The organism is Pseudomonas sp. P2S-1, from assembly GCF_057197725.1.
In genome coordinates this window covers 4,319,025-4,342,038 of record NZ_CM170068.1, presented here as the reverse complement: position 1 = coordinate 4,342,038, position 23,014 = coordinate 4,319,025, and the positions used below count along the sequence as shown (strand labels likewise).

The 23,014-nt window shown below is 64.0% G+C and carries 17 protein-coding genes; 13 read left to right on the top strand and 4 right to left on the bottom strand.

What is annotated here, in order from left to right:
* Nucleotides 1–28 precede the first annotated feature (28 nt).
* The 6 genes from AC2CQI_RS19380 to gcvP all read left to right on the top strand — a co-directional run bounded on the left by AC2CQI_RS19380 (nt 29) and on the right by gcvP (nt 8,726).
* Entirely contained in the window at nt 29–1,246 is a 1,218-nt protein-coding gene (locus tag AC2CQI_RS19380; protein WP_484580641.1) for a 2-octaprenyl-3-methyl-6-methoxy-1,4-benzoquinol hydroxylase, read from the top strand.
* Between the two features lie 105 nt (nt 1,247–1,351).
* Complete coding sequence (locus tag AC2CQI_RS19375; RefSeq protein ID WP_075802857.1) at nt 1,352–2,353, top strand: extracellular solute-binding protein; 1,002 nt, start codon at nt 1,352–1,354, stop codon at nt 2,351–2,353.
* A 208-nt stretch (nt 2,354–2,561) separates the two neighbouring features.
* Nucleotides 2,562–4,124: an ABC transporter permease gene (locus tag AC2CQI_RS19370; protein ID WP_372239109.1), complete on the top strand. Its 1,563-nt coding sequence runs from the start codon at nt 2,562–2,564 to the stop codon at nt 4,122–4,124.
* A gap of 120 nt (nt 4,125–4,244) precedes the next feature.
* Nucleotides 4,245–5,327, top strand: coding sequence for a glycine cleavage system aminomethyltransferase GcvT (gene gcvT, locus AC2CQI_RS19365; RefSeq protein ID WP_484577624.1), 1,083 nt, complete (start codon nt 4,245–4,247; stop codon nt 5,325–5,327).
* Nucleotides 5,328–5,372: 45 nt separating this feature from the next.
* Entirely contained in the window at nt 5,373–5,756 is a 384-nt protein-coding gene (gcvH, locus tag AC2CQI_RS19360; RefSeq protein ID WP_075802860.1) for a glycine cleavage system protein GcvH, read from the top strand.
* A gap of 96 nt (nt 5,757–5,852) precedes the next feature.
* Entirely contained in the window at nt 5,853–8,726 is a 2,874-nt protein-coding gene (gcvP, locus tag AC2CQI_RS19355) for an aminomethyl-transferring glycine dehydrogenase (RefSeq protein WP_484577623.1), read from the top strand.
* A gap of 15 nt (nt 8,727–8,741) precedes the next feature.
* Here the strand turns inward: gcvP and AC2CQI_RS19350 are convergent, their stop codons facing one another.
* The gene (locus AC2CQI_RS19350; RefSeq protein WP_484577622.1) at nt 8,742–10,493 is read right to left on the bottom strand and encodes a GspE/PulE family protein; all 1,752 of its coding nucleotides are present in this window, start codon (nt 10,491–10,493) and stop codon (nt 8,742–8,744) included.
* A 60-nt stretch (nt 10,494–10,553) separates the two neighbouring features.
* Nucleotides 10,554–10,910 carry a hypothetical protein gene (locus AC2CQI_RS19345; protein ID WP_075802863.1) on the bottom strand — a complete coding sequence of 119 codons (357 nt, stop codon included), beginning with the start codon at nt 10,908–10,910 and terminating at the stop codon, nt 10,554–10,556.
* Between the two features lie 125 nt (nt 10,911–11,035).
* Between AC2CQI_RS19345 and AC2CQI_RS19340 the strand changes: the two genes are divergently transcribed.
* The gene (locus AC2CQI_RS19340; RefSeq protein WP_484577621.1) at nt 11,036–11,506 is read left to right on the top strand and encodes an Lrp/AsnC family transcriptional regulator; all 471 of its coding nucleotides are present in this window, start codon (nt 11,036–11,038) and stop codon (nt 11,504–11,506) included.
* A 45-nt stretch (nt 11,507–11,551) separates the two neighbouring features.
* Here the strand turns inward: AC2CQI_RS19340 and AC2CQI_RS19335 are convergent, their stop codons facing one another.
* Complete coding sequence (locus AC2CQI_RS19335; RefSeq protein WP_075802865.1) at nt 11,552–12,922, bottom strand: CYTH domain-containing protein; 1,371 nt, start codon at nt 12,920–12,922, stop codon at nt 11,552–11,554.
* A 126-nt stretch (nt 12,923–13,048) separates the two neighbouring features.
* On the opposite strand from AC2CQI_RS19335, the gene argE reads away from it, so the two are divergent.
* A complete protein-coding gene (gene argE, locus AC2CQI_RS19330; RefSeq protein WP_075802866.1) occupies nt 13,049–14,206 on the top strand; it encodes an acetylornithine deacetylase in 1,158 nt (385 codons plus the stop codon).
* A 114-nt stretch (nt 14,207–14,320) separates the two neighbouring features.
* Complete coding sequence (argA, locus tag AC2CQI_RS19325; RefSeq protein ID WP_075802867.1) at nt 14,321–15,619, top strand: amino-acid N-acetyltransferase; 1,299 nt, start codon at nt 14,321–14,323, stop codon at nt 15,617–15,619.
* A 126-nt stretch (nt 15,620–15,745) separates the two neighbouring features.
* On the opposite strand, the gene AC2CQI_RS19320 is transcribed toward argA, so the two are convergent.
* Nucleotides 15,746–17,122 carry a glutamine synthetase family protein gene (locus AC2CQI_RS19320; protein WP_484577620.1) on the bottom strand — a complete coding sequence of 459 codons (1,377 nt, stop codon included), beginning with the start codon at nt 17,120–17,122 and terminating at the stop codon, nt 15,746–15,748.
* Between the two features lie 602 nt (nt 17,123–17,724).
* On the opposite strand from AC2CQI_RS19320, the gene AC2CQI_RS19315 reads away from it, so the two are divergent.
* The 4 genes from AC2CQI_RS19315 to AC2CQI_RS19300 all read left to right on the top strand — a co-directional run bounded on the left by AC2CQI_RS19315 (nt 17,725) and on the right by AC2CQI_RS19300 (nt 23,011).
* Entirely contained in the window at nt 17,725–19,086 is a 1,362-nt protein-coding gene (locus AC2CQI_RS19315; RefSeq protein WP_484577619.1) for a glutamine synthetase family protein, read from the top strand.
* 49 nt (nt 19,087–19,135) lie between these two features.
* Complete coding sequence (locus AC2CQI_RS19310; RefSeq protein WP_484577618.1) at nt 19,136–20,497, top strand: aspartate aminotransferase family protein; 1,362 nt, start codon at nt 19,136–19,138, stop codon at nt 20,495–20,497.
* 158 nt (nt 20,498–20,655) lie between these two features.
* On the top strand, nt 20,656–21,750 hold the full coding sequence (locus AC2CQI_RS19305) for a polyamine ABC transporter substrate-binding protein (RefSeq protein ID WP_075802870.1): 1,095 nt from the start codon (nt 20,656–20,658) through the stop codon (nt 21,748–21,750).
* Nucleotides 21,751–21,916: 166 nt separating this feature from the next.
* Nucleotides 21,917–23,011 (top strand): polyamine ABC transporter substrate-binding protein, encoded by a 1,095-nt coding sequence (locus tag AC2CQI_RS19300; protein ID WP_075802871.1) that lies wholly within the window; start codon nt 21,917–21,919, stop codon nt 23,009–23,011.
* The last annotated feature ends 3 nt before the right edge of the window (nt 23,012–23,014 follow it).

Here is a 23,014-nt window from a genome sequence, read left to right as displayed (position 1 = left end):
CTACGTGGAACAGGCTTGAAGCATGGACATGCGCGCGGATCTGTTGATTGTCGGTGCCGGTATGGTCGGCAGCGCCCTGGCCCTGGCCTTGCAGCACAGTGGCCTGGAAATCCTCCTGATCGATGGCAGCCCGCTGTCGGTGCAGCGCTTCGATGACGAAGCACCGTTCGAGCCGCGGGTCAGCGCCCTGTCGGCGGCCAGCCAGCGGATTCTCGAGCGCCTCGGGGCCTGGCAGGGCATCGCCGAACGACGCCTGAGCCCGTATTCCGATATGCATGTGTGGGACGGCAGCGGCACCGGGCAGATCCACTTCTCGGCGGCCAGCGTGCATGCCGAGGTGCTCGGGCATATCGTCGAGAACCGGGTGGTCCAGGATGGTCTGCTGGAGCGCCTGCACGACAGCGAGATCGGCCTGCTGCCCAACGCCCGCCTGGAGCGCATGCGTCGTTCCGGCGACGAATGGCTGCTGACCCTTTCCGACGGCCGCAACCTGCGTGCGCCACTGGTGATCGCCGCCGATGGTGCCAACTCCGCCGTGCGCCGCCTGACCGGCTGCGAAACCCGCGAATGGGATTACCTGCACCACGCCATCGTCACCAGCGTGCAATGCGCCAAACCGCACCAGATGACGGCCTGGCAGCGCTTCACCGACGAGGGTCCGCTGGCCTTCCTGCCGCTGGCCCGTGACGGCAAGCAGGACTGGTGTTCGATCGTCTGGTCGACCACCCCGGAACAGTCCGAACGCCTGATGGCCCTGCCGGACGGCGAGTTCTGCTCCGAGCTGGAGCGCGCCTTCGAAGGCCGCCTGGGTTCGGTGCTGCATGCCGACCCACGCCTGTGCGTGCCGCTGCGCCAGCGTCATGCCAAGCGCTATGTCGCCGAAGGCCTGGCGCTGATCGGCGACGCTGCCCACACCATCCACCCGCTGGCCGGGCAGGGGGTCAACCTGGGCTTCCTCGATGCCGCGGTGCTGGCTGAAGTGTTGCAAAGCGCGTATGAGCGCGGCGAGCGCCTGGCCGATGTGCGCGTGCTGAGCCGTTTCGAGCGCCGGCGCATGCCGCACAACCTGGCGCTGATGGCGGCCATGGAAGGCTTCGAGCGCCTGTTCCAGGCTGATCCGCTGCCGCTGCGCTGGCTGCGCAACAGCGGCCTGAAATGGGTCGAGCAGATGCCTGAAGCCAAGGCCCTGTTCGTCCGTCAGGCCCTGGGTCTGAGCGGCGATCTGCCGGAGCTGGCGAAAGCCTGAGGTCGCCGCAACATCTGGTAACTCCTCGGTGTCGCGTTCGGTTTGTGATGGCAAATGACATTAACTACCATTTGCGCCTCATTCCGATACCGAGGAGCGTTACCGATGTCGTCACGCAAGCACCTGCTGGCCGCCCTGACCCTCACCCTGTTTGGCGGGGCTGCCCATGCGGCGGATGAAGTGGTGGTGTATTCCTCGCGTATCGACGAGCTGATCAAGCCGGTCTTCGACGCCTACACCGCCAAGACCGGGGTGAAGATCAAGTTCATCACCGACAAGGAGGCCCCGCTGATGCAGCGGATCAAGGCCGAAGGCGAGAACGGCGTGGCCGACCTGCTGCTCACCGTCGATGCCGGCAACCTCTGGCAGGCTGAACAGATGGGCATCCTGCAGCCGATCAAGTCGCCGGTGATCGATGCCAACATTCCGCAAAAATACCGTGCGTCCTCCCATGACTGGACCGGCCTGAGCCTGCGTGCGCGGACCATCGTCTACTCCACCGAGCGGGTCAAGCCGGGCGAACTGACCACCTACGAGGCGCTGGCCGACAAGCAATGGGAAGGCCGCCTGTGCCTGCGCACGGCGAAGAAGGTCTATAACCAGTCGCTGACCGCCACCATGATCGAGACCCATGGCGAGGCCAAGACCGAAGAGCTGGTCAAGGGCTGGGTCAACAACCTGTCCACCGATGTGTTCTCCGATGACAACGCGGTGATCAACGCCATCGCTGCCGGGCAGTGCGACGTCGGCATCGTGAATACCTACTACTACGGTCGCCTGCACCAGGCCGACCCGAAACTGCCGGTCAAGCTGTTCTGGCCCAACCAGGGTGACCGTGGCGTGCACGTCAACCTGTCCGGTATTGGCCTGACCAAGCATGCACCGCACCCGGAAGCGGCCAAGGCGCTGGTGGAGTGGATGACCGGCGAGGAAGCGCAGAAGATGTTCGCCGGCATCAACCAGGAATTCCCGGCCAACCCGAAAGTCGCTCCGTCCGAGGAAGTGGCGGCCTGGGGCAGCTTCAAGGCTGACGACCTGCCGGTGGAAGTGGCGGGCAAGCGCCAGGCTGAAGCGATTCGCTTGATGGACCGGGCTGGCTGGAACTGAGGTTCAGCCCTTATTCTTGCTGGGTCCTTGAGGGCCTCATCGCTGGCAAGCCAGCTCCCACAGGTTTCGCGGTGCACGCGGTCCCTGTGGGAGCTGGCTTGCCAGCGATGAGGCCCTGAAAAACACCACATCCCTGAGATCCCGCCCCTTGTCCCGCCCCACCCAACGCCGCTGGTACCCCCTGGTCTTCGCCATCGCTGCGCTGGTGATGCTGCCCCTGAGCGTGCTCGTGCTGTCCTGGCAGAGCATCGACCTGCAGATCTGGTCGCACCTGCTCGATACCCAGATGAGCCGCCTGCTGGGCAACACCCTGACCCTGGTGGTGGGCGTCGGCATTGGCGTCACCGTGCTGGGCGTCAGCCTCGCCTGGCTCACCAGCCTCTGCGAATTCCCCGGGCGCCGCTGGCTGGACTGGGCATTGATGCTGCCCTTCGCCATTCCCGCCTATGTGCTGGCCTTCGTCTTCGTCGGCCTGCTGGACTTCTCCGGCCCGGTACAGACCCTGCTGCGCGAATGGTTCGGGCCGATGCGCCTGCCGCGGGTGCGCTCCACCGGCGGGGTGATCATCGTCCTGGTGCTGGTGTTCTACCCCTACGTCTACCTGCTGGCGCGCAATGCCTTCCTGGCCCAGGGCAAGGGCCTGATGGAGGCGGCGCGGGTCCTCGGGCAATCGCCGTTGCAGGCGTTCTGGCGGGTCGGCCTGCCCATGGCGCGACCGGCGATCCTCGCCGGCCTGGCCCTGGCGCTGATGGAAACCCTGGCGGACTTCGGTGCCGTCTCGGTCTTTAACTTCGATACCTTCACTACCGCCATCTACAAAACCTGGTACGGCTTCTTCAGCCTTTCCAGCGCCGCGCAACTGGCCAGCCTGCTGCTGCTGGCGGTGATGCTGGTGCTCTACGGCGAGCGCCGGGCCCGGGGTGCGGTGCGCAGCAGCAACGAGCGGCCGCGGGGCAAGGCGCTGTACCACCTGCGCGGGATCAAGGCCGCCGCTGCCAGTGGCTGGTGCCTGCTGGTGTTCGCCTGCGCCTTTGTCGTACCGATGCTGCAACTGCTGGCGTGGTTCTGGCTGCGTGGCCGCTTCGATCTCGACGAGCGCTATACCGCGCTGATCCTGCACACCCTCTACCTCGGCGCCGCAGCGGCGCTGATCACCGTCTGCGTCGCCCTGGCGCTGGCCTTTGCCCGCCGTCAGTCCTCGGCCCCGGCGATCCGTGCCGGGGTCAGCCTGGCCAACCTTGGCTACGCGCTGCCCGGCTCGGTGCTGGCCGTGGCGATCATGCTCGCCTTCAGCTACCTCGACCGTGAACTGGTGATCCCGCTCTCCGGCTGGCTCGGCGGGGCTGGCAAGCCATTGCTGCTGGGCAGCCTCTCGGCCCTGCTGCTGGCCTACCTGGTGCGCTTCATCGCGGTGGCCTACGGGCCGCTGGAAAACAGCCTGGGGCGCATTCGTCCTTCGCTGCCGGAAGCGGCACGCAGTATGGGTGTCAGTGGGCCGGGATTGTTTTTCAAGGTGTATCTCCCCTTGCTGGTGCCCGGTGCCCTGAGCGCCGCGTTGCTGGTGTTCGTCGATGTGCTCAAGGAAATGCCGGCGACCCTGCTGATGCGTCCGTTCGGCTGGGACACGCTGGCGGTGCGGGTGTTCGAGATGACCAGTGAAGGCGAGTGGGCGCGGGCCTCGCTGCCGGCCCTGACCCTGGTGCTGGTCGGCCTGCTGCCGGTCATCGGTTTGATACGGCGCTCGGCTCGTCATCCGGGTCAGAGTCACTGACGGATGCCACCCGGCCTCCTTGCGGATACAATGCGCGGCATTCGCTGCGGCCGGTCCACGACCGGGTAGCCGGAACGCTGCCCTCAGCCGTAGCTTCGCCACGCCCGGAAGGAGAAACCCATGGGACAGCGTACGCCTCTGTATGACCTGCACCTGGCGCTTGGCGCCAAGATGGTCGATTTTGGCGGTTGGGATATGCCCCTGCATTACGGCTCGCAAGTCGAGGAGCACCATCAGGTGCGCCGCGACTGCGGAGTGTTCGACGTGTCGCACATGACCGTGATCGACATCGCCGGTACCGATGCCGGCGACTGGCTGCGCCATCTGCTGGCCAACGACGTCGCGCGCCTCGATGCGCCCGGCAAGGCCCTCTACAGCCCCCTGCTCAACGATGACGGTGGGGTGATCGACGACCTGATCGTCTATCGCCTCGATGACGGCTATCGCCTGGTGGTCAACGCCGCCACCCGCGACAAGGACCTGGCCTGGCTCGAAGCCCGCCGCAGCGGTTTCGAAGTGCAGTTCCGCGAGCGTCCGGAGCTGGCGATCCTCGCCATCCAGGGCCCGCAGGCGCGGGAGAAGGTCGCCGAGCTGCTCAGCGCCTCCCGTGCCGCGCTGATCCGTGATCTCAAGCCATTCGAAGGTCACTTCGAAGGCGACTGGTTCATCGCCCGCACCGGCTACACCGGTGAAGACGGCCTGGAAATCATCCTGCCTGCCTTGCAGGCCCCGGCGTTCTTCAACGATCTGGTCGGTGCCGGCATTGCCCCGAGTGGTCTCGGCGCCCGCGATACCCTGCGTCTCGAAGCCGGCATGAACCTGTACGGCAACGATATGGACGAAAGTCACTCGCCGCTGACCTCCAACCTGGCCTGGAGCGTTGCCTGGGAGCCCGCCGAACGCGACTTTATCGGGCGCGCCGCGCTGGAAGCCGAGAAAGCCCGGGGCGTTTCCCTGAAACTCGTCGGACTGGTCCTGGAGGAGCGTGGGGTACTACGCGCGCACCAGGTGGTTCGCGTTGCGGAAATTGGCGAAGGGGAGATCACCAGTGGTAGTTTCTCGCCTACGCTGAGCAAGGCAATCGCTCTGGCACGCCTCCCGATAGCGACCGCCGACCGGGCTGAAGTGGAAATCCGTGGCAAATGGTATCCGGTGAGGGTGGTCAAGCCGACCTTCGTTCGCCATGGCCGAATCCTGATCTAAATTAATTCCGGCGGGCCGACCGCTGAACCTGTTGAGGAACAACTTATGAGCCAAATCCCTGCCGACCTGCGTTACGCCGAAAGCCACGAGTGGGCCCGTCTGGAAGCCGATGGCACCGTGACCGTCGGTATCAGTGACCATGCCCAGCAAGCCCTGGGTGACGTGGTCTTCGTCGAACTGCCTGAAGTCGGCACCGTCTTCGGCGCAGGCGATGCGTCCGGCGTGGTCGAGTCGGTCAAGGCGGCCTCGGATATCTACTCGCCGGTCGGCGGCGAAGTCATTGCCGTCAATGACGACGTGCGCGACAGCCCCGAGCTGGTCAACGAAGAAGTCTACGAGTCCTGGTTCTTCAAGCTGAAGCCATCGAACACGGCCGACCTGGACAAGCTGATGAGCGCCGAGGAATACGCCAAGGCCATCGGCGAGTAAGCCACCCGCAGTTTTTCCCGCACGATCGGCAATCCCTTCCTAGACTCTAATGGCCCCGACACCCATCGGGGCTTGGTCTAGGAAGAGAGAGCTGCCATGTCCTTGTTGCCGTCCCTGAGCCAACTGCACGACCCCAATCCGTTCCTGCGCCGCCACCTCGGCCCCGATGCCGCCGAGCAGCAAGCCATGCTCGAGGTGCTTGGCGTCGCCAGCCGTACCGAGCTGATCGAACAGACCGTGCCGCCCGGCATCCGCTTCAACCGCCCTCTGGACCTGCCCTCAGCCCTGGATGAACAGGCTGCGCTGGAGCGCCTGCGGGGTTATGCCGAGCAGAACCAGCGCTGGACCAGCCTGATCGGCATGGGCTACCACGCGACCCTCACGCCGACGGTCATCCTGCGTAATGTCCTGGAAAATCCTGGCTGGTACACCGCCTACACGCCTTATCAGCCGGAAATCGCCCAAGGCCGGCTGGAGGCGCTGCTGAACTACCAGCAGATGATCATCGACCTGACGGGCCTGGACCTGGCCAACGCCTCGCTGCTCGACGAAGCCACCGCTGCCGGCGAAGCCATGGCCCTGGCCAAGCGGGTGAGCAAGTCGCGCAGCAACCGCTTCTTCGCCGACGAGCACTGCCATCCGCAGACCCTGTCGGTGCTGCAGACCCGTGCCGAAGGCTTCGGCTTCGAGCTGGTGATCGACGCGCTGACCAACCTCGACCAGCACGAGGTGTTCGGTGCGCTGCTGCACTACCCCAATACCCACGGCGGCGTGCATGACCTGCGCCCCGCCATCCAGCACCTGCACAGCCAGCAGGCCATCGCCTGTGTCGCCGCCGACCTCCTGAGCCTGGTGCTGCTGACCCCGCCGGGCGAGCAGGGCGCCGATGTGGTGCTGGGCTCGTCGCAGCGTTTTGGCGTACCCATGGGCTACGGCGGACCGCACGCGGCGTATTTCGCCTGCCGCGACGAGTTCAAGCGGGCCATGCCCGGACGCATCATCGGCGTATCCAAGGACGCCCGTGGCAGCCTGGCGCTGCGTATGGCCCTGCAGACCCGCGAGCAGCATATCCGCCGCGAGAAGGCCAACTCGAACATCTGCACCGCCCAGGTCCTGCTCGCCAATATCGCCGGCTTCTATGCGGTCTATCACGGCCCGGACGGGTTGCGCCGCATTGCCCAGCGGGTGCACCGGCTGACCACCATCCTTGCCGCCGGACTGGAGCGCAACGGCGTCAAACGCCTCAACCAGCACTTCTTCGACACCCTGACCCTGGAGGTCGGTGGCAGCCAGACGGCAATCATCCAGAGCGCCGAGGCCGCGCGGATCAACCTGCGCATCCTCGGTCGCGGCCATCTGGGCGTTGCGCTCGACGAAACCTGCGATGAAAGCACCGTGCTGCGCCTGTTCGATATCTTCCTCGGCGTCGATCATGGGCTGAAAATCGCCGAACTGGACGCCGAAGACCTGCCCGCCGGCATCCCCGATGAACTGCTGCGCCGCTCGGCGTACCTGACCCACCCGGTGTTCAACCTGCACCACAGCGAAACCGAGATGCTGCGCTACCTCAAGCAACTGGAAAACAAGGACCTGGCCCTCAACCAGTCGATGATCCCGCTGGGCTCCTGCACCATGAAGCTCAACGCCAGCAGCGAGATGATCCCCATCACCTGGCCCGGTTTCGCCGAACTGCACCCCTTCGTGCCGGTGGAGCAGGCGACCGGCTACAAGGCCATGATCGACGAGCTGGAACGCTGGCTGTGCGCGATCACCGGCTTCGATGCCATCTGCATGCAGCCCAACTCCGGCGCCCAGGGCGAATACGCCGGGCTGCTGGCGATCAGCAAGTACCACCGCAGCCGCAAGCAGGGGCAGCGGGATATCTGCCTGATCCCGGCTTCGGCCCACGGCACCAACCCGGCGTCGGCGCAGATGGCCGGGATGCAGGTGGTGATCGTGGCCTGCGACAACGCCGGCAACGTCGACCTGGAAGACCTCAAGCTCAAGGCGCAGGAGGCAGGTGAGCGGCTGTCGTGCCTGATGGCGACCTATCCGTCGACCCACGGCGTGTACGAGGAGGGCATCAGCGAGATCTGCGAGGTTATCCACAGGCATGGCGGCCAGGTCTACATGGATGGCGCCAACCTCAATGCCCAGGTCGGGCTGGCGCGGCCGGCGGATATCGGCGCCGATGTCTCGCACATGAACCTGCACAAGACCTTCTGCATTCCCCATGGCGGCGGCGGGCCGGGCATGGGGCCGATCGGTGTGCGTGCGCACCTGGCGCCATTCGTGGCCAGTCACCCGGTGATCTCGGTGCCGGGGCCGGATCCGCAGAACACTGCGGTCAGCGCCGCGCCCTGGGGCAGTGCGAGCATCCTGCCGATCAGCTGGATGTACATCGCCATGATGGGGCCGCAACTGGCAGATGCCAGCGAGGTGGCGATCCTGTCTGCCAACTACCTGGCCGAGCGCCTGGGCGGGGCGTTTCCGGTGCTGTATCGCGGACGTAACGAACGGGTGGCCCACGAATGCATCCTCGACCTGCGGCCGCTCAAGGCGCAGACCGGGATCAGCGAGGAGGACGTGGCCAAGCGCCTGATGGACTATGGCTTCCATGCCCCGACCATGTCGTTCCCGGTGCCGGGGACCTTGATGGTCGAGCCGACCGAAAGCGAGCCAAAGGCCGAGCTGGATCGCTTCGTCGAGGCGATGTTGAGCATTCGTGCGGAAATTGGCGAGGTGCAGAATGGCCACTGGCCGGCGGAGGACAACCCGCTCAAGCGCGCGCCGCATACCCTGGCGGATGTGCTCGGCGTCTGGGACAGGCCCTACAGCCTGGAGCAGGCGGTGGCGCCGAGCGCCCATGCCCGGGCGCACAAGTACTGGCCGGCGGTGAACCGGGTGGACAATGTGTATGGGGACAGGAATCTGTTCTGTGCCTGTGTGCCGGTCGAGGATTACCGCTGAGAGTGTTGTTGTTCTTCAGGGCCTCATCGCTGGCAAGCCAGCTCCCACGAGGACCGGGTGCACCTCAGGACCTGTGGGAGCTGGCTTGCCAGCGATGAGGCCATCAGCAGCACTACATGAGATCAGATTGATCTCCTCTTGAGTCGTCACCCCCGCCGCAATCTTCCTCAATCCATTCTCCCGCAGCCCGTCCATCCCCTCGCTGCGCGCCAGCTTCCTCAATGCCTGTACATCGCACTCCGGTCCGATCAACCTGCCAAGCCGCTCGTTCAGCTCCAGCACCTCGTACACCCCGGTCCGCCCGTGATAACCGGTCTGCCGGCATTCCCGGCAGCCGACGGCCCCTGCCGAGGTCTTGCAGGCCACGCATAAAGTTCGCACCAAGCGCTGCGCCAGCACCCCCACCAGCGTCGCCTTGATCAAATAATGCGCAACCCCCAATTCCAGCAAGCGTCCGATTGCCGAACAGGCATCGTTGGTATGCAGCGTGGACAGCACCAGATGCCCGGTCAGCGCCGCCTGGATCGCCACCTGCGCCGTCTCCAGGTCGCGGATCTCGCCGACCATGATGATGTCCGGGTCCTGGCGCAGCAGCGCACGCACGCCGCTGGCGAAGTCCAGGCCGATGCCCGGCTGCACCTGGGTCTGGTTGAACGCGGGCTCGACCATTTCGATCGGGTCCTCGAGGGTGCAGACGTTGACCTCGGAGGTCGCCAGTTGCTTCAGCGCGCTGTACAGGGTGCTGGTCTTGCCCGAGCCGGTCGGCCCGGTGACCAGAATGATGCCATTGGGCCGGCGCAGCAGGCGTTGCCAGCGTTCCTGTTCGGCGCCGTCGAAGCCCAGGGCCTGGCTGCCCTGACGCAGCAACTGCGGGTCGAAGATGCGCATGACGAGCTTTTCGCCAAAGGTGGTCGGCAGGGTCGACAGGCGCAGTTCGACTTCATCGCCGGCCGGTGAGCGGGTCTTGATCCGCCCGTCCTGCGGGCGACGTTTTTCCGCGACATTCATCCGCCCGAGGTTTTTCAGGCGGCTGGTGATGGCCAGGGTCACCGCCGGTGGAAACGGATAGGCATCGTGCAGCACGCCGTCGATGCGCAGGCGCAACCGGCCCTGCTCACGGCGCGGTTCCAGGTGGATATCGCTGGCGCGCTGCTCGAAGGCGTATTGCAGCAGCCAGTCGACGATGCTGACGATATGCGCGTCATCCGCATCCGGCTGGTCGTCGCCCAGCTCCAGTAGCTGCTCCAGGTTGCCACTGGCCGGGGCCGTGGCTTCAAGCTGGCTGGCATCACTGACCGAGCGGGCGAGGCGGAAGAAGTCCTGGCTGATCTGGCGAATCCGCAACGGGCTGGCGACAACGCGCACCACCCGGCGCTTGAGTGCCCGGGTCAGGTCGGCTTCCCAGGAACAGACCCACGGTTCGGCACTGGCGACGGTGACGCTGTCGGCGCTGTGCGCCACGGCCAGGATGCCGTGACGGCGGGCGAATGCGGCGGACATCAGCCCGGTCATGCCGGGCAGGTCGATGCCCAGCGGATCGAGGCGCAGGAAGGCTTGGCCGGCCTGCTGTGCCAGCCACTGGCACAGGCTGTCGAGGTCAAGGCGTCGACCGGGGTGGCGCAGGTCTTCAAGATGCTGGTTGGCGATGCTCTCGAGCGGGTGTTCGCCCGGCGTCTCATGTTTGAAGCGCTGGCGGCAGTCAGCAGGGACAAGGCGCTGGGCGATCAGGCGGTCCAGCAGCGGGATAAGCTCGAGAGGGCGGTCCATTGGCGACGTCCTTTGCAATGGAAATTGCCAAGGCTAGCCGCGCTCCGCCCGCCCGCAGGGTCAGAAGCGTTGCTGGATCTTTCCCCGGTCGTCGCCATTGAGCAGCGCGGTACGCAGCACCACCTCGCAGACACAGATCAGGTTGCGCATCTTTTCCGCGATCAGTTGGGCGCGATGCCAGCTCAAACCATCGATGGCGATGTCCACCCGCAGCAGGTCGGCTTGCTGCTGCATCTGCACGCCCTGAGGCAGCAGACATTGCAGGGCGAACAGGTTGAGGATGCGGCAGAGGCTGTCGGATTCCGGCTCGACCTGCAGTTCATAGTGATAGCGCACCTTGTTGCTTTCGCCGCCGATGAGGTCGGCATCGTGCAAGCGCACAGCGGCGAAGTGGTCAGGGCGTTCGAGAGCGGTCATGGGAATCCTCCAAAAGCAGTGAAGGAATCTTTGCACGGCGAAGCGGAGATTTTTTACCTATCATTGGCCGCTACAGCTTTTTTTCGAATTGTTTAAGTCGCGAATCGGCGATTGGAGAAATAATCATGCCTAGCGAGCTGGACGCCTATGATCGCCGCATTCTGGCCCTGCTGCAGGAGGATGCTTCGCTGTCCAGCGCGCAGATCGCCGAGAAGGTGGGACTGTCGCAATCGCCGTGCTGGCGCAGGATCCAGCGGCTGAAGGACGAAGGGGTGATTCGCGGCCAGGTGACCCTGCTGGACCGCAAGAAGATCGGCCTCAACACGCAGATCTTCGCCGAGGTGAAGCTCAACGCCCACGGGCGTTCCAACTTCGCCGAGTTCACCGAGGCGATCCGCGGTTTTCCGGAAGTGCTGGAGTGCTATGTGCTGATGGGGGCGGTGGACTTCCTGCTGCGCATCGTCACCCCGGATATCGAGGCCTACGAGCGCTTCTTCTTCGAGAAGCTGTCGATGGTGCCGGGGATCCAGGAGGTCAACTCGACCGTGGCGCTGTCGGAGATCAAGTCCACGACCAGCCTGCCGGTGTTGCGCTGAGGAGGGAGGCGGACGGGCCGTGACGCCCGTCCGCAGTGGCACGGCTTACTTGCGCGCCAGGTGTTTCCAGCCACGGCTCTGGGCCACGGCAAAGGCTTGCTGGACGCGGGCGTCGAGGACTTCGTCGCTGATCGGCTGGTTGGCCAGTTGTTGCAGCTTGATCAGTTCGCCGTACAGACGGTCCAGCTCCGGCGCTTCCAGCAGCACGCTGCGACCGTAGTGCAGCCAGCCCAGCAGGCGCTCGATACGCGGCAGCTGTTCAGCGAGGTCTTCCGGCTGCTGCTGGTACAGCGGCAGTTGCAGGGCCTTGGCTTCATCGCCCAGCTCCACGGTCAGCCAGTTGGCCAGTGCGGCCGCGCCCTGGCGTTCACCGCGCTTGTTGCGTTCGGCGGTCCAGCCACGGGCGAGCAACCAGCGCGAGGTGTCCAGGGAGAACTGGCCCCAGCGCGGGTCCAGCAGTTCTTCGGCGAACTGCTCGGGGGCGGCGCGGCGGATGTCTTCGTCGTCGTTGCCGGCCAGCACCAGGGTGCGCCAGTCTTCCAGCAGGGCGTCGAGGCGAGCGCGCAGCTCACGGGTGGTGGCCCGTGGTGCGGCCTGGCCGAGGCTGCTGGCCAGGGCACGCAGTTCGCCCAGGCATTGCACCCAGTCCTGCAGCAGGCGCCAGTGGCCGGTGTGCTGGTATTGCTCGGCCAGGCGCTGGCTGCTGGCCAGCAGGTGCCAGGCGATCGCCGAGAAGGCGTCGTCCAGCGACATTTCCGGGTCCAGCTCGGGGGCCGGCAGGTTGACGTGGTAGCTGCTCGGGTCGAGCAGGCGGTAGCCGCGCTCGGCCTTGCTGATGTCGCAAGGGAACAGCGGCAGGCTTGCGGCCAGCTCGGCGGCCAGTTCCAGCAGGGCTTCCGGCTCGCCTTCGCGCAGCTCAAGCTCCAGCTCGCAGATTTCTTCCTTCTGCTTGCCGGCGCTGACGGTGCCGAGGTCCAGGGCGGCTTCGATAACCACCTTGGACTTGCCGCGGCCCCAGGCGATATCGGCGAACTCGCGCACGAAATCGGTGGTGAACAGCGGCTTGATGGTCTTCTTGTCCAGCTCGGCCAGGGCCTCGGGCCAGCAGGTGTCGTCGAGCTTCTTCAGGTCCAGCTTGGCCTTGGGCAGCTCCCACTGGAACTCGTTGCGCTCGGACAGACCGGCGACGCTGTTGCCGCGGGTCTTCAGGGTCTGGATCACCACGTCGCCGTCACGGCGCAGGCGCAGGGCGACCTTGGCGGCGGACAGATCGCGTTCCGGGGTGTCGAAGTACTGGTTGAGCAGTTCGCGCTGCTGCCAGCCGGACTTGTTGCGCTTTTTCAGCAGCGGATGCTCGCGCAAGGCGGCGAGGGTCTCGCGGCTGATCCGCAGTTTGATTTCGGTTTCTTTATTCATTGCCGGGTAACCAGGCTGGAAGGGCGGGGTACGTCTTGGCCGTGCAGTGTACAGGACTCGGCAGTCCACGGTTTATTCATGCAGCCCGATGGCCCTATGATGGGGCTCGTTTCCAGGAGAACGCGCATGCCGTTGCCATCGCTCAAGGACCAGTTCGCCGCGTTGATCGCCGCGCCTTCGGTCAGTTGTACCCAGCCGGACCTGGACCAGTCCAACCGCGCGGTGATCGACCAGCTCGCCAGCTGGCTCGGCGACCTGGGTTTCTCCTGCGAGATCCAGGAAATCACCCCGGGCAAGTTCAACCTGCTCGCCAGCTTCGGCAGCGGCCCCGGCGGCCTGGTGCTGGCCGGGCACAGCGACACCGTGCCGTATGACCCGCAACTGTGGAAAACCGACCCGCTGAAGCTCAGCGAGGTCGGCGACCGTTGGGTCGGCCTGGGCGTGTGCGACATGAAGGGCTTCTTCCCGTTGATCATCGAGGCGGTGCGGCCGTTGCTCGACCAGCCGTTCAAGCAGCCGCTGCTGATCCTGGCGACCTGCGACGAGGAGAGCTCGATGTCCGGGGCTCGCGCCCTGGCCGAGGCCGGCAGGCCGCTGGGCCGCGCCGCGGTGATCGGCGAGCCTACCGGGCTGAAGCCGATCCGCATGCACAAGGGCGTGATGATGGAGCGCGTCGACATTCTCGGGCGCAGCGGCCATTCGTCGGACCCGTCCCTGGGACATAGCGCGATGGACGCCATGCACGAGGTGATGGGCGCGCTGATGGACCTGCGCAAGCAATGGCAGCGCGAGTACAACAATGCCCAGTTCAGCGTGCCGCAGCCGACCATGAACTTCGGCTGCATCCACGGTGGCGACAACCCCAACCGGATCTGCGGCCAGTGCGCCCTGGAGTTCGACCTGCGGCCGCTGCCGGGCATGGACCCGCAGGTGCTGCGCGCGGCGATCCGCAGCAAGCTGGCGCCGCTGGCCGAGCAGCACCAGGTGAAGATCGACTATGCACCGCTGTTCCCCGAGGTGCCGCCGTTCGAGCAACGCGCCGATGCGGAACTGGTGCAACTGGCCGAACGTCTTACCGGTCATGTGGCCGAAGCGGTAGCCTTCGGCACCGAAGCGCCTTATCTTCAGCGCCTGGGCTGCGAGACCCTGGTCCTTGGCCCCGGCGATATCGCCTGCGCCCACCAGCCCGGCGAGTACCTTGAACTGTCACGCCTGGAGCCTACAGTGCGTCTGTTGCGTGAACTGATCCAGCATTACTGCCTCGACTCGGCGATTGTCCGTTGAGTCCAACCCCTTCATTCCAGAGGAGAACGCGTGTGACGTCTTGCCTGCTGCGACGATAAAGCTCGAGCGCTGTGTGCCGTTCCGTTCTTGATTCACTTTCTACAGGCTCAGGTCATGCCCGAATACGTCAACTGGCTGCGTCATGCTTCTCCCTATATCAATGCCCACCGGGACTGCACCTTCGTGGTCATGCTCCCGGGAGACGGGGTCGAACACCCCAACTTCGGCAATATCGTCCACGATCTGGTGCTGCTGCACAGCCTCGGGGTGCGCCTCGTGCTGGTGCATGGTTCCCGTCCACAGATCGAAAGCCGCCTGACCGCTCGCGGTCTGAGCGCCCATTATCACCATGGCTTGCGCATCACCGATGCGGCGACCCTGGAGTGCGTGATCGATGCCGTCGGGCAATTGCGCATCGCCATCGAGGCGCGCTTGTCGATGGATATGGCCGCCTCGCCGATGCAGGGCGCTCGCCTGCGGGTGGCCTCGGGCAACCTCGTCACTGCACGGCCGATCGGCGTTGTTGAAGGCGTCGACTATCACCACACCGGTGAAGTGCGTCGGGTCGACCGCAAGGGTATCGGGCGCCTGCTGGACGAGCGTTCGATCGTCCTGCTGTCGCCGCTGGGTTATTCGCCGACCGGCGAGATCTTCAACCTTGCTTGCGAAGACGTCGCTACCCGCGCGGCCATTGAACTGGGCGCGGACAAGCTGCTGCTGTTCGGCGCCGAGCCGGGCTTGCTGGATGCTTCGGGCAAGCTGGTGAAGGAGATTCGTCCGCAACAGGTGGCGCCGCACCTGGAGCGCCTCGGTAGCGATTACCAGGGCGAGTTGCTGGATGCCGCGGCAGAGGCCTGCCGGGGCGGCGTGGCGCGTAGTCATATCGTCAGTTATGTGGAAAACGGCGCACTGCTCAACGAACTGTTCACCCGGGGCGGTGGCGGTACGCTGGTCGCCCAGGAGCAGTTCGAGGTGGTGCGCGAGGCGGCGATCGAGGATGTCGGTGGCTTGCTGGAGCTGATCAGCCCGCTGGAAGAGCAGGGCATCCTGGTACGTCGCTCCCGCGAGGTACTGGAGCGCGAGATCGAGCAGTTCAGCGTGGTGGAGCGCGAGAGCAATATCATCGCCTGTGCGGCGCTGTATCCGATTGCCGATTCCGATGCGGGTGAGCTGGCGTGTCTGGCGGTGAATCCGGAGTACCGCCATGGCGGGCGCGGGGATGATTTGCTGGAACGGATCGAGGAGCGGGCGCGGGCGTTGGGCTTGAAGACGCTGTTCGTGCTGACGACCCGGACGGCGCATTGGTTCAGGGAGCGGGGATTTGTGCCGAGCGGCGTAGAGAGGCTGCCGGCGGCAAGGGCTTCGCTGTACAACTACCAGCGTAACTCGAAGATCTTCGAAAAAGCGTTGTAAGGCTTTAGGGCCTCATCGCTGGCAAGCCAGCTCCCACAGGTTCAGCGGCGCCGCGGACACTGTGGGAGCTGGCTTGCCAGCGATGAGGCCATAAGAAACGCCGCCTATATCAGGCGGCGTTTTCAGTTACACGGTATGCAGATACCAGTTGTACTCAAGGTCCGAGATCGAGTGCTCGAACTCCTCCAGTTCACTCTCCTTGCACGCGACGAAGATGTCGATGTACTTCGGATCGATGTACTTGTTGAGGATCTCGCTGTCGTCCAGCTCGCGCAGGGCATCGCGCAGGTTGTTCGGCAGGCTTTGCTCGACCTGTTCGTAGGCGTTGCCTTCGACCGGGGTGCTCGGCTCGATCTTGTTGGTGAGGCCATGGTGCACGCCCGCCAGTACCGCAGCCATCAGCAGGTACGGGTTGGCGTCGGCACCGGCCACGCGGTGCTCGATGCGCACGGCATCGGCGCTGCCGGTCGGCACGCGCAGGGCCACGGTGCGGTTGTCCAGGCCCCAGCTCGGCGCATTCGGCACATAGAACTGCGCACCGAAACGACGGTACGAGTTGACGTTCGGGCAGAGGAACGCCATGGACGCGGGCAGGGTCTCGAGCACACCGCCGATCGCGTGACGCAGCGCGGCGTTCTGCTCGGGATCCTCACTGGTGAAGATGTTCTTGCCATCCTTGTCCAGCACCGAGATATGGACGTGCAGACCATTACCCGCCTGGCCTGGGTACGGCTTGGCCATGAAGGTGGTGTCCATCTCATGGTCGTAGGCGATGTTCTTGATCAGGCGTTTCAGGAGCACCGCGTAGTCACAGGCCTTCAGCGGGTCGGCGACATGGTGCAGGTTGACCTCGAACTGCGCCGGGGCGCTTTCCTTGACGATGGCGTCGGCCGGAATGCCTTGTTCCTTCGCACCCTCGAGGATGTCCTGGAGGCAGTCGACGTATTCGTCGAGGTCGTCGATCAGGTAGACCTGGGTCGATTGCGGGCGTTTGCCGGAGATCGGCGAGCGTGGAGGCTGCGGACGGCCGTTCACGTTCTCCTGGTCGATCAGGTAGAACTCCAGTTCGAATGCGGCGCAGATGGTCAGGCCGAGGTCGTCGAACTTGCTCACCACCTGGCGCAGGACTTCCCGCGGGTCGGCGAAGAAGGGCTCGCCTTCGAGTTCGTGCATGGTCATCAGCAGTTGCGCGGTCGGGCGCTTCTGCCAGGGTTCGTTGGACAGGGTGCCAGGGATTGGATAGCAGATCCGGTCGGCGTCGCCGATGTCCAGGCCCAGGCCGGTGCTCTCGACGGTGGAGCCGTTGATATCCAATGCGAAGAGGGAGGCAGGCAGGTTGATGCCCTTCTCGTAAACCTTGTGGAGGCTGGTGCGCTCGATGCGCTTGCCGCGCACCACACCATTCATATCTGCAATCAGAAGGTCAACGTAGAGAACCTCAGGATGTTCCTTAAGGAACGCGTTCGCTTCGTTAAGCTGAACGGCACGCGGGGGTACCGACATGATGCAACACCTTTGTTGTTAAAAATATCAATCAATTGGGGCTTGCAACCCCAGTCAATCGGAAAGCCGGAGTGAAGTCAAGCAAGCGCCATGATGCCCTAAAAGGGCGCCTTTGCGGCATTTTTGCTGCAATTGGGGGCGTCCACAAGGCCTGCTTTGGTCGCCCAATGACAGAAACGTGAAAGCCGTGTTTTATTTTTTACGGGGGTGTTGTGTAAAAAAATGAACAAGGCTAAGCTCGGTCGCAACCCATAACATCAATAATACCGGGGGTTACATGTTACGCCTGCCGATCATCGGCGATAGCGGCTGCCCAGCGTGGGCAGGCCTGTCCGCCCTTTCCGCGAGCTGCGAGCACTCCATGACGGAGGCGCTGGCGCCGGCCAAAATAGTTGACGGCCAAGGCGACGTGTTCCCGAAAGATTCACCCTCTCGTACTGCCATTCATGACTATAGTCGCCTCCCCCGCATCCCGATGGATGCCGGCGATGCATTCTCCCTGCGCGCCTTTTGCTTTGGGCCAGCGGGGCATCCAGAATGCTTGAAACGGCCTGCCAAAGGCGTTTCGACCACAGTCCAGGCATTTACCTCCCGAGGTATGTATGAGTAGCAGCAATCTCGACCAGCTCACCGATTGGCTGAAAGAGCACAAGATCACCGAAGTCGAATGTCTGATCAGCGACCTGACCGGTATCACCCGGGGCAAGATCTCGCCGACCAACAAGTTCATCGCGGAAAAGGGCATGCGCCTGCCCGAAAGCGTTTTGTTGCAGACCGTGACCGGCGACTACGTCGATGACGACATCTATTACCAGCTGCTCGACCCGGCCGACATCGACATGATCTGCCGCCCCGACGAGAACGCCGTGTTCCTCGTGCCATGGGCCATAGAGCCGACCGCCCAGGTCATCCACGACACCTACGACAAGAAGGGCAACCCGGTCGAGCTGTCGCCGCGCAACGTGCTGAAGAAAGTCCTGAAACTCTATGCCGACAAGGGCTGGCAGCCGATCGTGGCGCCGGAAATGGAGTTCTACCTGACCAAGCGTTGCGAAGACCCGGACTTCCCCCTGCAACCGCCGATCGGCCGCTCCGGCCGCCCGGAAACCGGCCGCCAGTCCTTCTCCATCGAAGCTGCCAACGAATTCGACCCGCTGTTCGAAGACGTCTACGACTGGTGCGAACTGCAGAACCTCGACCTCGACACGCTGATCCACGAGGACGGCACCGCCCAGATGGAGATCAACTTCCGTCACGGCAACGCCCTGTCCCTGGCCGACCAGATCCTGGTGTTCAAGCGCACCATGCGCGAGGCCGCGCTCAAGCACAACGTCGCCGCCACCTTCATGGCCAAGCCCATGACCGGTGAGCCGGGCAGCGCCATGCACCTGCACCAGAGCATCATCGACGTGAACACCGGGAAGAACATCTTCTCCAACGAAGACGGCAGCATGAGCGAGCTGTTCCTCTATCACATCGGTGGCCTGCAGAAATTCATCCCCGAAGTGCTGCCGCTGTTCGCCCCCAACGTCAACTCGTTCCGCCGCTTCCTGCCCGACACCTCGGCGCCGGTCAACGTGGAATGGGGCGAGGAAAACCGCACCGTCGGCCTGCGCGTCCCGGATGCCGGCCCGCAGAACCGTCGCGTGGAAAACCGCCTGCCCGGCGCCGATGCCAACCCTTACCTGGCCATCGCCGCCAGCCTGCTGTGCGGCTACATCGGCATGGTCGAAGGGGTGAACGCCAGTGCGCCGGTCCAGGGCCGTGGCTACGAGCGGCGCAACCTGCGCCTGCCGCTGACCATCGAGGACGCCCTGGAGCGCATGGAAAACTGCCGGGCGCTGGAAGCCTACCTGGGCAAGAAATTCATCGCCGGCTACGTCGCGACCAAACGCGCCGAGCATGAAAACTACAAGCGCGTGATCAGCTCCTGGGAACGCGAGTTCCTGCTGTTCGCGGTCTGATTAACCCCCGGGGCCGCAGGAGCGCGGCCGCCAGAAATCGGAGAAGCACATGAGCGTCAAGAACCCGCAAACCCGCGAGTGGCAGGACCTGAGTCGTGATCATCACCTGGCGCCGTTCAGCGACTATAAACAGTTGCAGGAAAAGGGCCCGCGGATCATCACCAAGGCCCAGGGCGTGCACCTGTGGGACAGCGAGGGCAACAAGATCCTCGATGGCATGGCCGGGCTGTGGTGCGTAGCGGTCGGCTACGGGCGCGAAGAACTGGCCGAGGCGGCCAGCAAGCAGATGCGCGAGCTGCCGTACTACAACCTGTTCTTCCAGACCGCTCACCCGCCGGCGCTGGAGCTGGCCAAGGCCATCTCCGAGGTGGCCCCGGCCGGCATGAGCCATGTGTTCTTCACCGGTTCCGGCTCCGAAGGCAACGACACCGTGCTGCGCCTGGTGCGTCATTACTGGGCGCTGAAAGGCAAGCCGCAGAAGAAGGTGATCATCGGTCGCGTCAACGGCTACCACGGCTCCACCGTGGCCGGTGCCAGCCTGGGCGGCATGTCCGGCATGCACGAGCAGGGCGACCTGCCGATCCCGGGCATCGTCCATATCCCGCAGCCGTACTGGTTCGGCGAGGGCGGTGACAAGTCTCCGGAAGAATTCGGCATCTGGGCCGCCGAGCAACTGGAGAAGAAGATTCTCGAGCTGGGCGTCGACAATGTCGCGGCTTTCATCGCCGAGCCGATCCAGGGCGCCGGCGGCGTGATCATCCCGCCGGACAGCTACTGGCCGAAGATCAAGGAAATCCTTGCCCGCTACGACATCCTCTTCGTCGCCGACGAAGTGATCTGTGGCTTCGGCCGTACCGGCGAGTGGTTCGGCTCCGACTACTACGACCTCAAGCCCGACCTGATGACCATCGCCAAGGGTCTGACCTCCGGCTACATCCCCATGGGCGGCGTGATCGTCCGTGACGAAGTGGCCAAGGTGGTCAGCGAAGGCGGCGACTTCAACCACGGCTTCACCTACTCCGGGCACCCGGTGGCCGCGGCGGTGGGCCTGGAAAACCTGCGGATCCTGCGCGACGAGAAGATCGTCGAGCGTGTTCACGGGGAAACGGCACCCTATTTGCAGAAACGTCTGCGCGAGCTGAACGACCACCCGCTGGTGGGCGAAGTGCGCGGCCTGGGCATGCTCGGCGCGATCGAGCTGGTCAAGGACAAGGCGACCCGCAGCCGTTACGAAGGCAAGGCCGTCGGCATGATCTGCCGGCAGTTCTGCTTCGACAACGGCCTGATCATGCGCGCCGTGGGCGACACCATGATCATTGCCCCGCCGCTGGTGATCAGCCGTGACGAGATCGACGAACTGATTGAAAAAGCCCGCAAATGTCTGGATTTGACCCTGGAAGCACTGGGCTGACGAGCTGCTAGGCTGGCATGGTGGCTTTGCGGCATGCCAAGGCGTTGAAAGGACGCCTTGGATCTTGCCAGACTAGCGCCTGTTTCCAGTCGCTCCCTGGCGCCGACAGGGCAGGCCGCGGAACAGATGGCTTTATAAAAATTCTGGAGCATTAACGCATGAATAAAATGGGCAAGACGCTGTTGGCCGTGTCCCTCGGGATGCTGGTCGGTACCGTGCAGGCGGATGACAAGGTCCTCCACGTCTACAACTGGTCCGACTACATCGCCCCGGATACCGTGGCCAAATTCGAAAAGCAGACCGGCATCAAGGTCGTCTACGACGTATTCGACAGCAACGAGACCCTCGAAGCCAAGCTGCTGGCCGGCAAATCCGGTTACGACGTGGTGGTCCCGTCGAACAACTTCCTGGCCAAGCAGATCAAGGCCGGCGTTTACCAGGAGCTGGACAAGTCCAAGCTGACCAACTGGAAAAACCTCGACGAAGACCTGCTCAAGGCCGTCGGCGACGCCAGCGACCCGGGCAACAAATACGCCTTCCCCTACATGTGGGGCAGCATCGGCATCGGCTACAACCCGGAGAAGGTCAAGGCCGCGCTGGGTATCGACAAGATCGATTCGTGGGACGTGGTGTTCAAGCCGGAAAACATCGCCAAGCTCAAGAGCTGCGGCGTGAGCTTCCTCGATGCGCCGACCGAAATGATCCCGGCCGCGCTGCACTACCTGGGCAAGCCGACCGCAAGCAAGGACAAGAAGGACCTGCAGGCCGCCGAACAGCTGTTCCTGAGCATTCGTCCGTCGGTCACCTACTTCCACTCCTCCAAGTACATCTCGGACCTGGCCAACGGCAACATCTGCGTGGCCGTGGGCTACTCGGGTGATCTGGAGCAGTCCAAGGCCCGCGCCCATGAAGCCGGCGACAAGGTCAAGCTGGACTACGTGATTCCGAAGGAAGGCGCCGGCACCTTCTACGACATGGTCGCCATTCCGAAGGATGCCGAGAACGTCGAAGCCGCCTACCAGTGGATGAACTTCCTGCAACAGCCGGAAATCATGGCCGAGATCACCAACGCCGTACGCTTCCCGAACGGCAACAAGGCGGCCACCCCGCTGGTGGACAAGGATATCACCAGTGACCCGAGCATCTACCCGTCGGACGCGGTGAAGAAGCAGCTGTACGCCATCAGCGACCAGGATCCTCAGACCCTGCGTCTGATCACCCGCAGCTGGACCAAGATCAAGTCGGGCAAATAAGCCGACCTGAGCCCGGGGGCGCGGCGCAAGCCGCGTCCTTGACGGCTGTAACAGAAATTTTTTTTGCTGGATGGGTGTATCGCAGGTAAGTTGCGCGCCGGTTCGGTGATCCGGCAATCACGTTTGCCGCTCGCCACACGGGCACTAAATGTAGAGGACCTCCCACTTGTCTATTTCCGTATTTCGCCAGGCCGTCATGGCCGGAGCGGGTCTGACGCTGGCATGCAGCGTCCAAGCGGCGCCCACGGTGCACATCTATAACTGGTCGGACTACATCGGCCAGACCACCCTCGCGGACTTCGAAGCGAAAACCGGCATCAAGCCGAAGTACGACGTCTTCGACTCCAACGAAACCCTGGAAGGCAAGCTCCTGGCCGGTCGCACCGGCTATGACGTGGTGGTGCCGTCCAACCATTTCCTCGGCAAGCAGATCAAGGCGGGCGCGTTCCAGAAGCTCGACCGTGCCCAGTTGCCGAACTGGAACAACCTCGACCCGGCCCTGCTCAAGCGCCTCGAGCGCAACGACCCGGGCAACCAGTACGCCGTGCCGTACCTCTGGGGCACCAACGGCATCGGCTACAACGTCGAGAAGGTCAAGGCCGCGCTCGGCACCGACAAGATCGATTCCTGGGCCACCCTGTTCGAGCCCGAGAACCTCAAGAAGCTGTCCAGCTGCGGGGTCGCCTTCCTCGACTCGGCGGACGAAATGCTCCCGGCGATGCTCAACTACCTGGGCCTCGATCCCAACAGCCAGGACCCCAAGGACTACAAGAAGGCCGAGGAAAAGCTCCTCGCCATTCGCCCCTACGTGACCTACTTCCACTCCTCCAAGTACATCTCCGACCTGGCCAACGGCGACATCTGCGTGGCCGCCGGCTTCTCCGGCGATGTCTTCCAGGCCAAGGCCCGTGCCGAAGAGGCGGGCAAGGGTGTGGACGTGGCGTATGTGATTCCCAAGGAAGGCGGCAACCTCTGGTTCGACATGCTGGCGATCCCCAAGGATTCCCAGAACGTCAAAGAGGCCCATGCCTTCATCAACTATCTGCTTGAACCCGAGGTGATCGCCCAGGTCAGCGATTACGTTGGTTACGCCAACCCGAACCCCAAGGCTGGCGAGCTGATGGACCAGGATGTCCGGAAAGATCCAGCGGTCTACCCACCGCAGGAAGTGGTCGACAAGCTTTACGTCAATTCCGAGTTGCCGCCCAAAGTGCAGCGTTTGATGACCCGTATCTGGACCAAGGTCAAGACGGGCAAATAATAA

What these genes read in the sequence shown, in the direction of transcription:
- AC2CQI_RS19380 (WP_484580641.1), top strand. Translation starts at nt 29, where the DNA reads ATGCGCGCGGATCTGTTGATTGTCGGTGCCGGTATGGTCGGCAGCGCC.
- AC2CQI_RS19375 (WP_075802857.1), top strand. Translation starts at nt 1,352, where the DNA reads ATGTCGTCACGCAAGCACCTGCTGGCCGCCCTGACCCTCACCCTGTTT.
- AC2CQI_RS19370 (WP_372239109.1), top strand. Translation starts at nt 2,562, where the DNA reads ATGCTGCCCCTGAGCGTGCTCGTGCTGTCCTGGCAGAGCATCGACCTG.
- gcvT (WP_484577624.1), top strand. Translation starts at nt 4,245, where the DNA reads ATGGGACAGCGTACGCCTCTGTATGACCTGCACCTGGCGCTTGGCGCC.
- gcvH (WP_075802860.1), top strand. Translation starts at nt 5,373, where the DNA reads ATGAGCCAAATCCCTGCCGACCTGCGTTACGCCGAAAGCCACGAGTGG.
- gcvP (WP_484577623.1), top strand. Translation starts at nt 5,853, where the DNA reads ATGTCCTTGTTGCCGTCCCTGAGCCAACTGCACGACCCCAATCCGTTC.
- AC2CQI_RS19350 (WP_484577622.1), bottom strand. Translation starts at nt 10,493, where the DNA reads ATGGACCGCCCTCTCGAGCTTATCCCGCTGCTGGACCGCCTGATCGCC.
- AC2CQI_RS19345 (WP_075802863.1), bottom strand. Translation starts at nt 10,910, where the DNA reads ATGACCGCTCTCGAACGCCCTGACCACTTCGCCGCTGTGCGCTTGCAC.
- AC2CQI_RS19340 (WP_484577621.1), top strand. Translation starts at nt 11,036, where the DNA reads ATGCCTAGCGAGCTGGACGCCTATGATCGCCGCATTCTGGCCCTGCTG.
- AC2CQI_RS19335 (WP_075802865.1), bottom strand. Translation starts at nt 12,922, where the DNA reads ATGAATAAAGAAACCGAAATCAAACTGCGGATCAGCCGCGAGACCCTC.
- argE (WP_075802866.1), top strand. Translation starts at nt 13,049, where the DNA reads ATGCCGTTGCCATCGCTCAAGGACCAGTTCGCCGCGTTGATCGCCGCG.
- argA (WP_075802867.1), top strand. Translation starts at nt 14,321, where the DNA reads ATGCCCGAATACGTCAACTGGCTGCGTCATGCTTCTCCCTATATCAAT.
- AC2CQI_RS19320 (WP_484577620.1), bottom strand. Translation starts at nt 17,122, where the DNA reads ATGTCGGTACCCCCGCGTGCCGTTCAGCTTAACGAAGCGAACGCGTTC.
- AC2CQI_RS19315 (WP_484577619.1), top strand. Translation starts at nt 17,725, where the DNA reads ATGAGTAGCAGCAATCTCGACCAGCTCACCGATTGGCTGAAAGAGCAC.
- AC2CQI_RS19310 (WP_484577618.1), top strand. Translation starts at nt 19,136, where the DNA reads ATGAGCGTCAAGAACCCGCAAACCCGCGAGTGGCAGGACCTGAGTCGT.
- AC2CQI_RS19305 (WP_075802870.1), top strand. Translation starts at nt 20,656, where the DNA reads ATGAATAAAATGGGCAAGACGCTGTTGGCCGTGTCCCTCGGGATGCTG.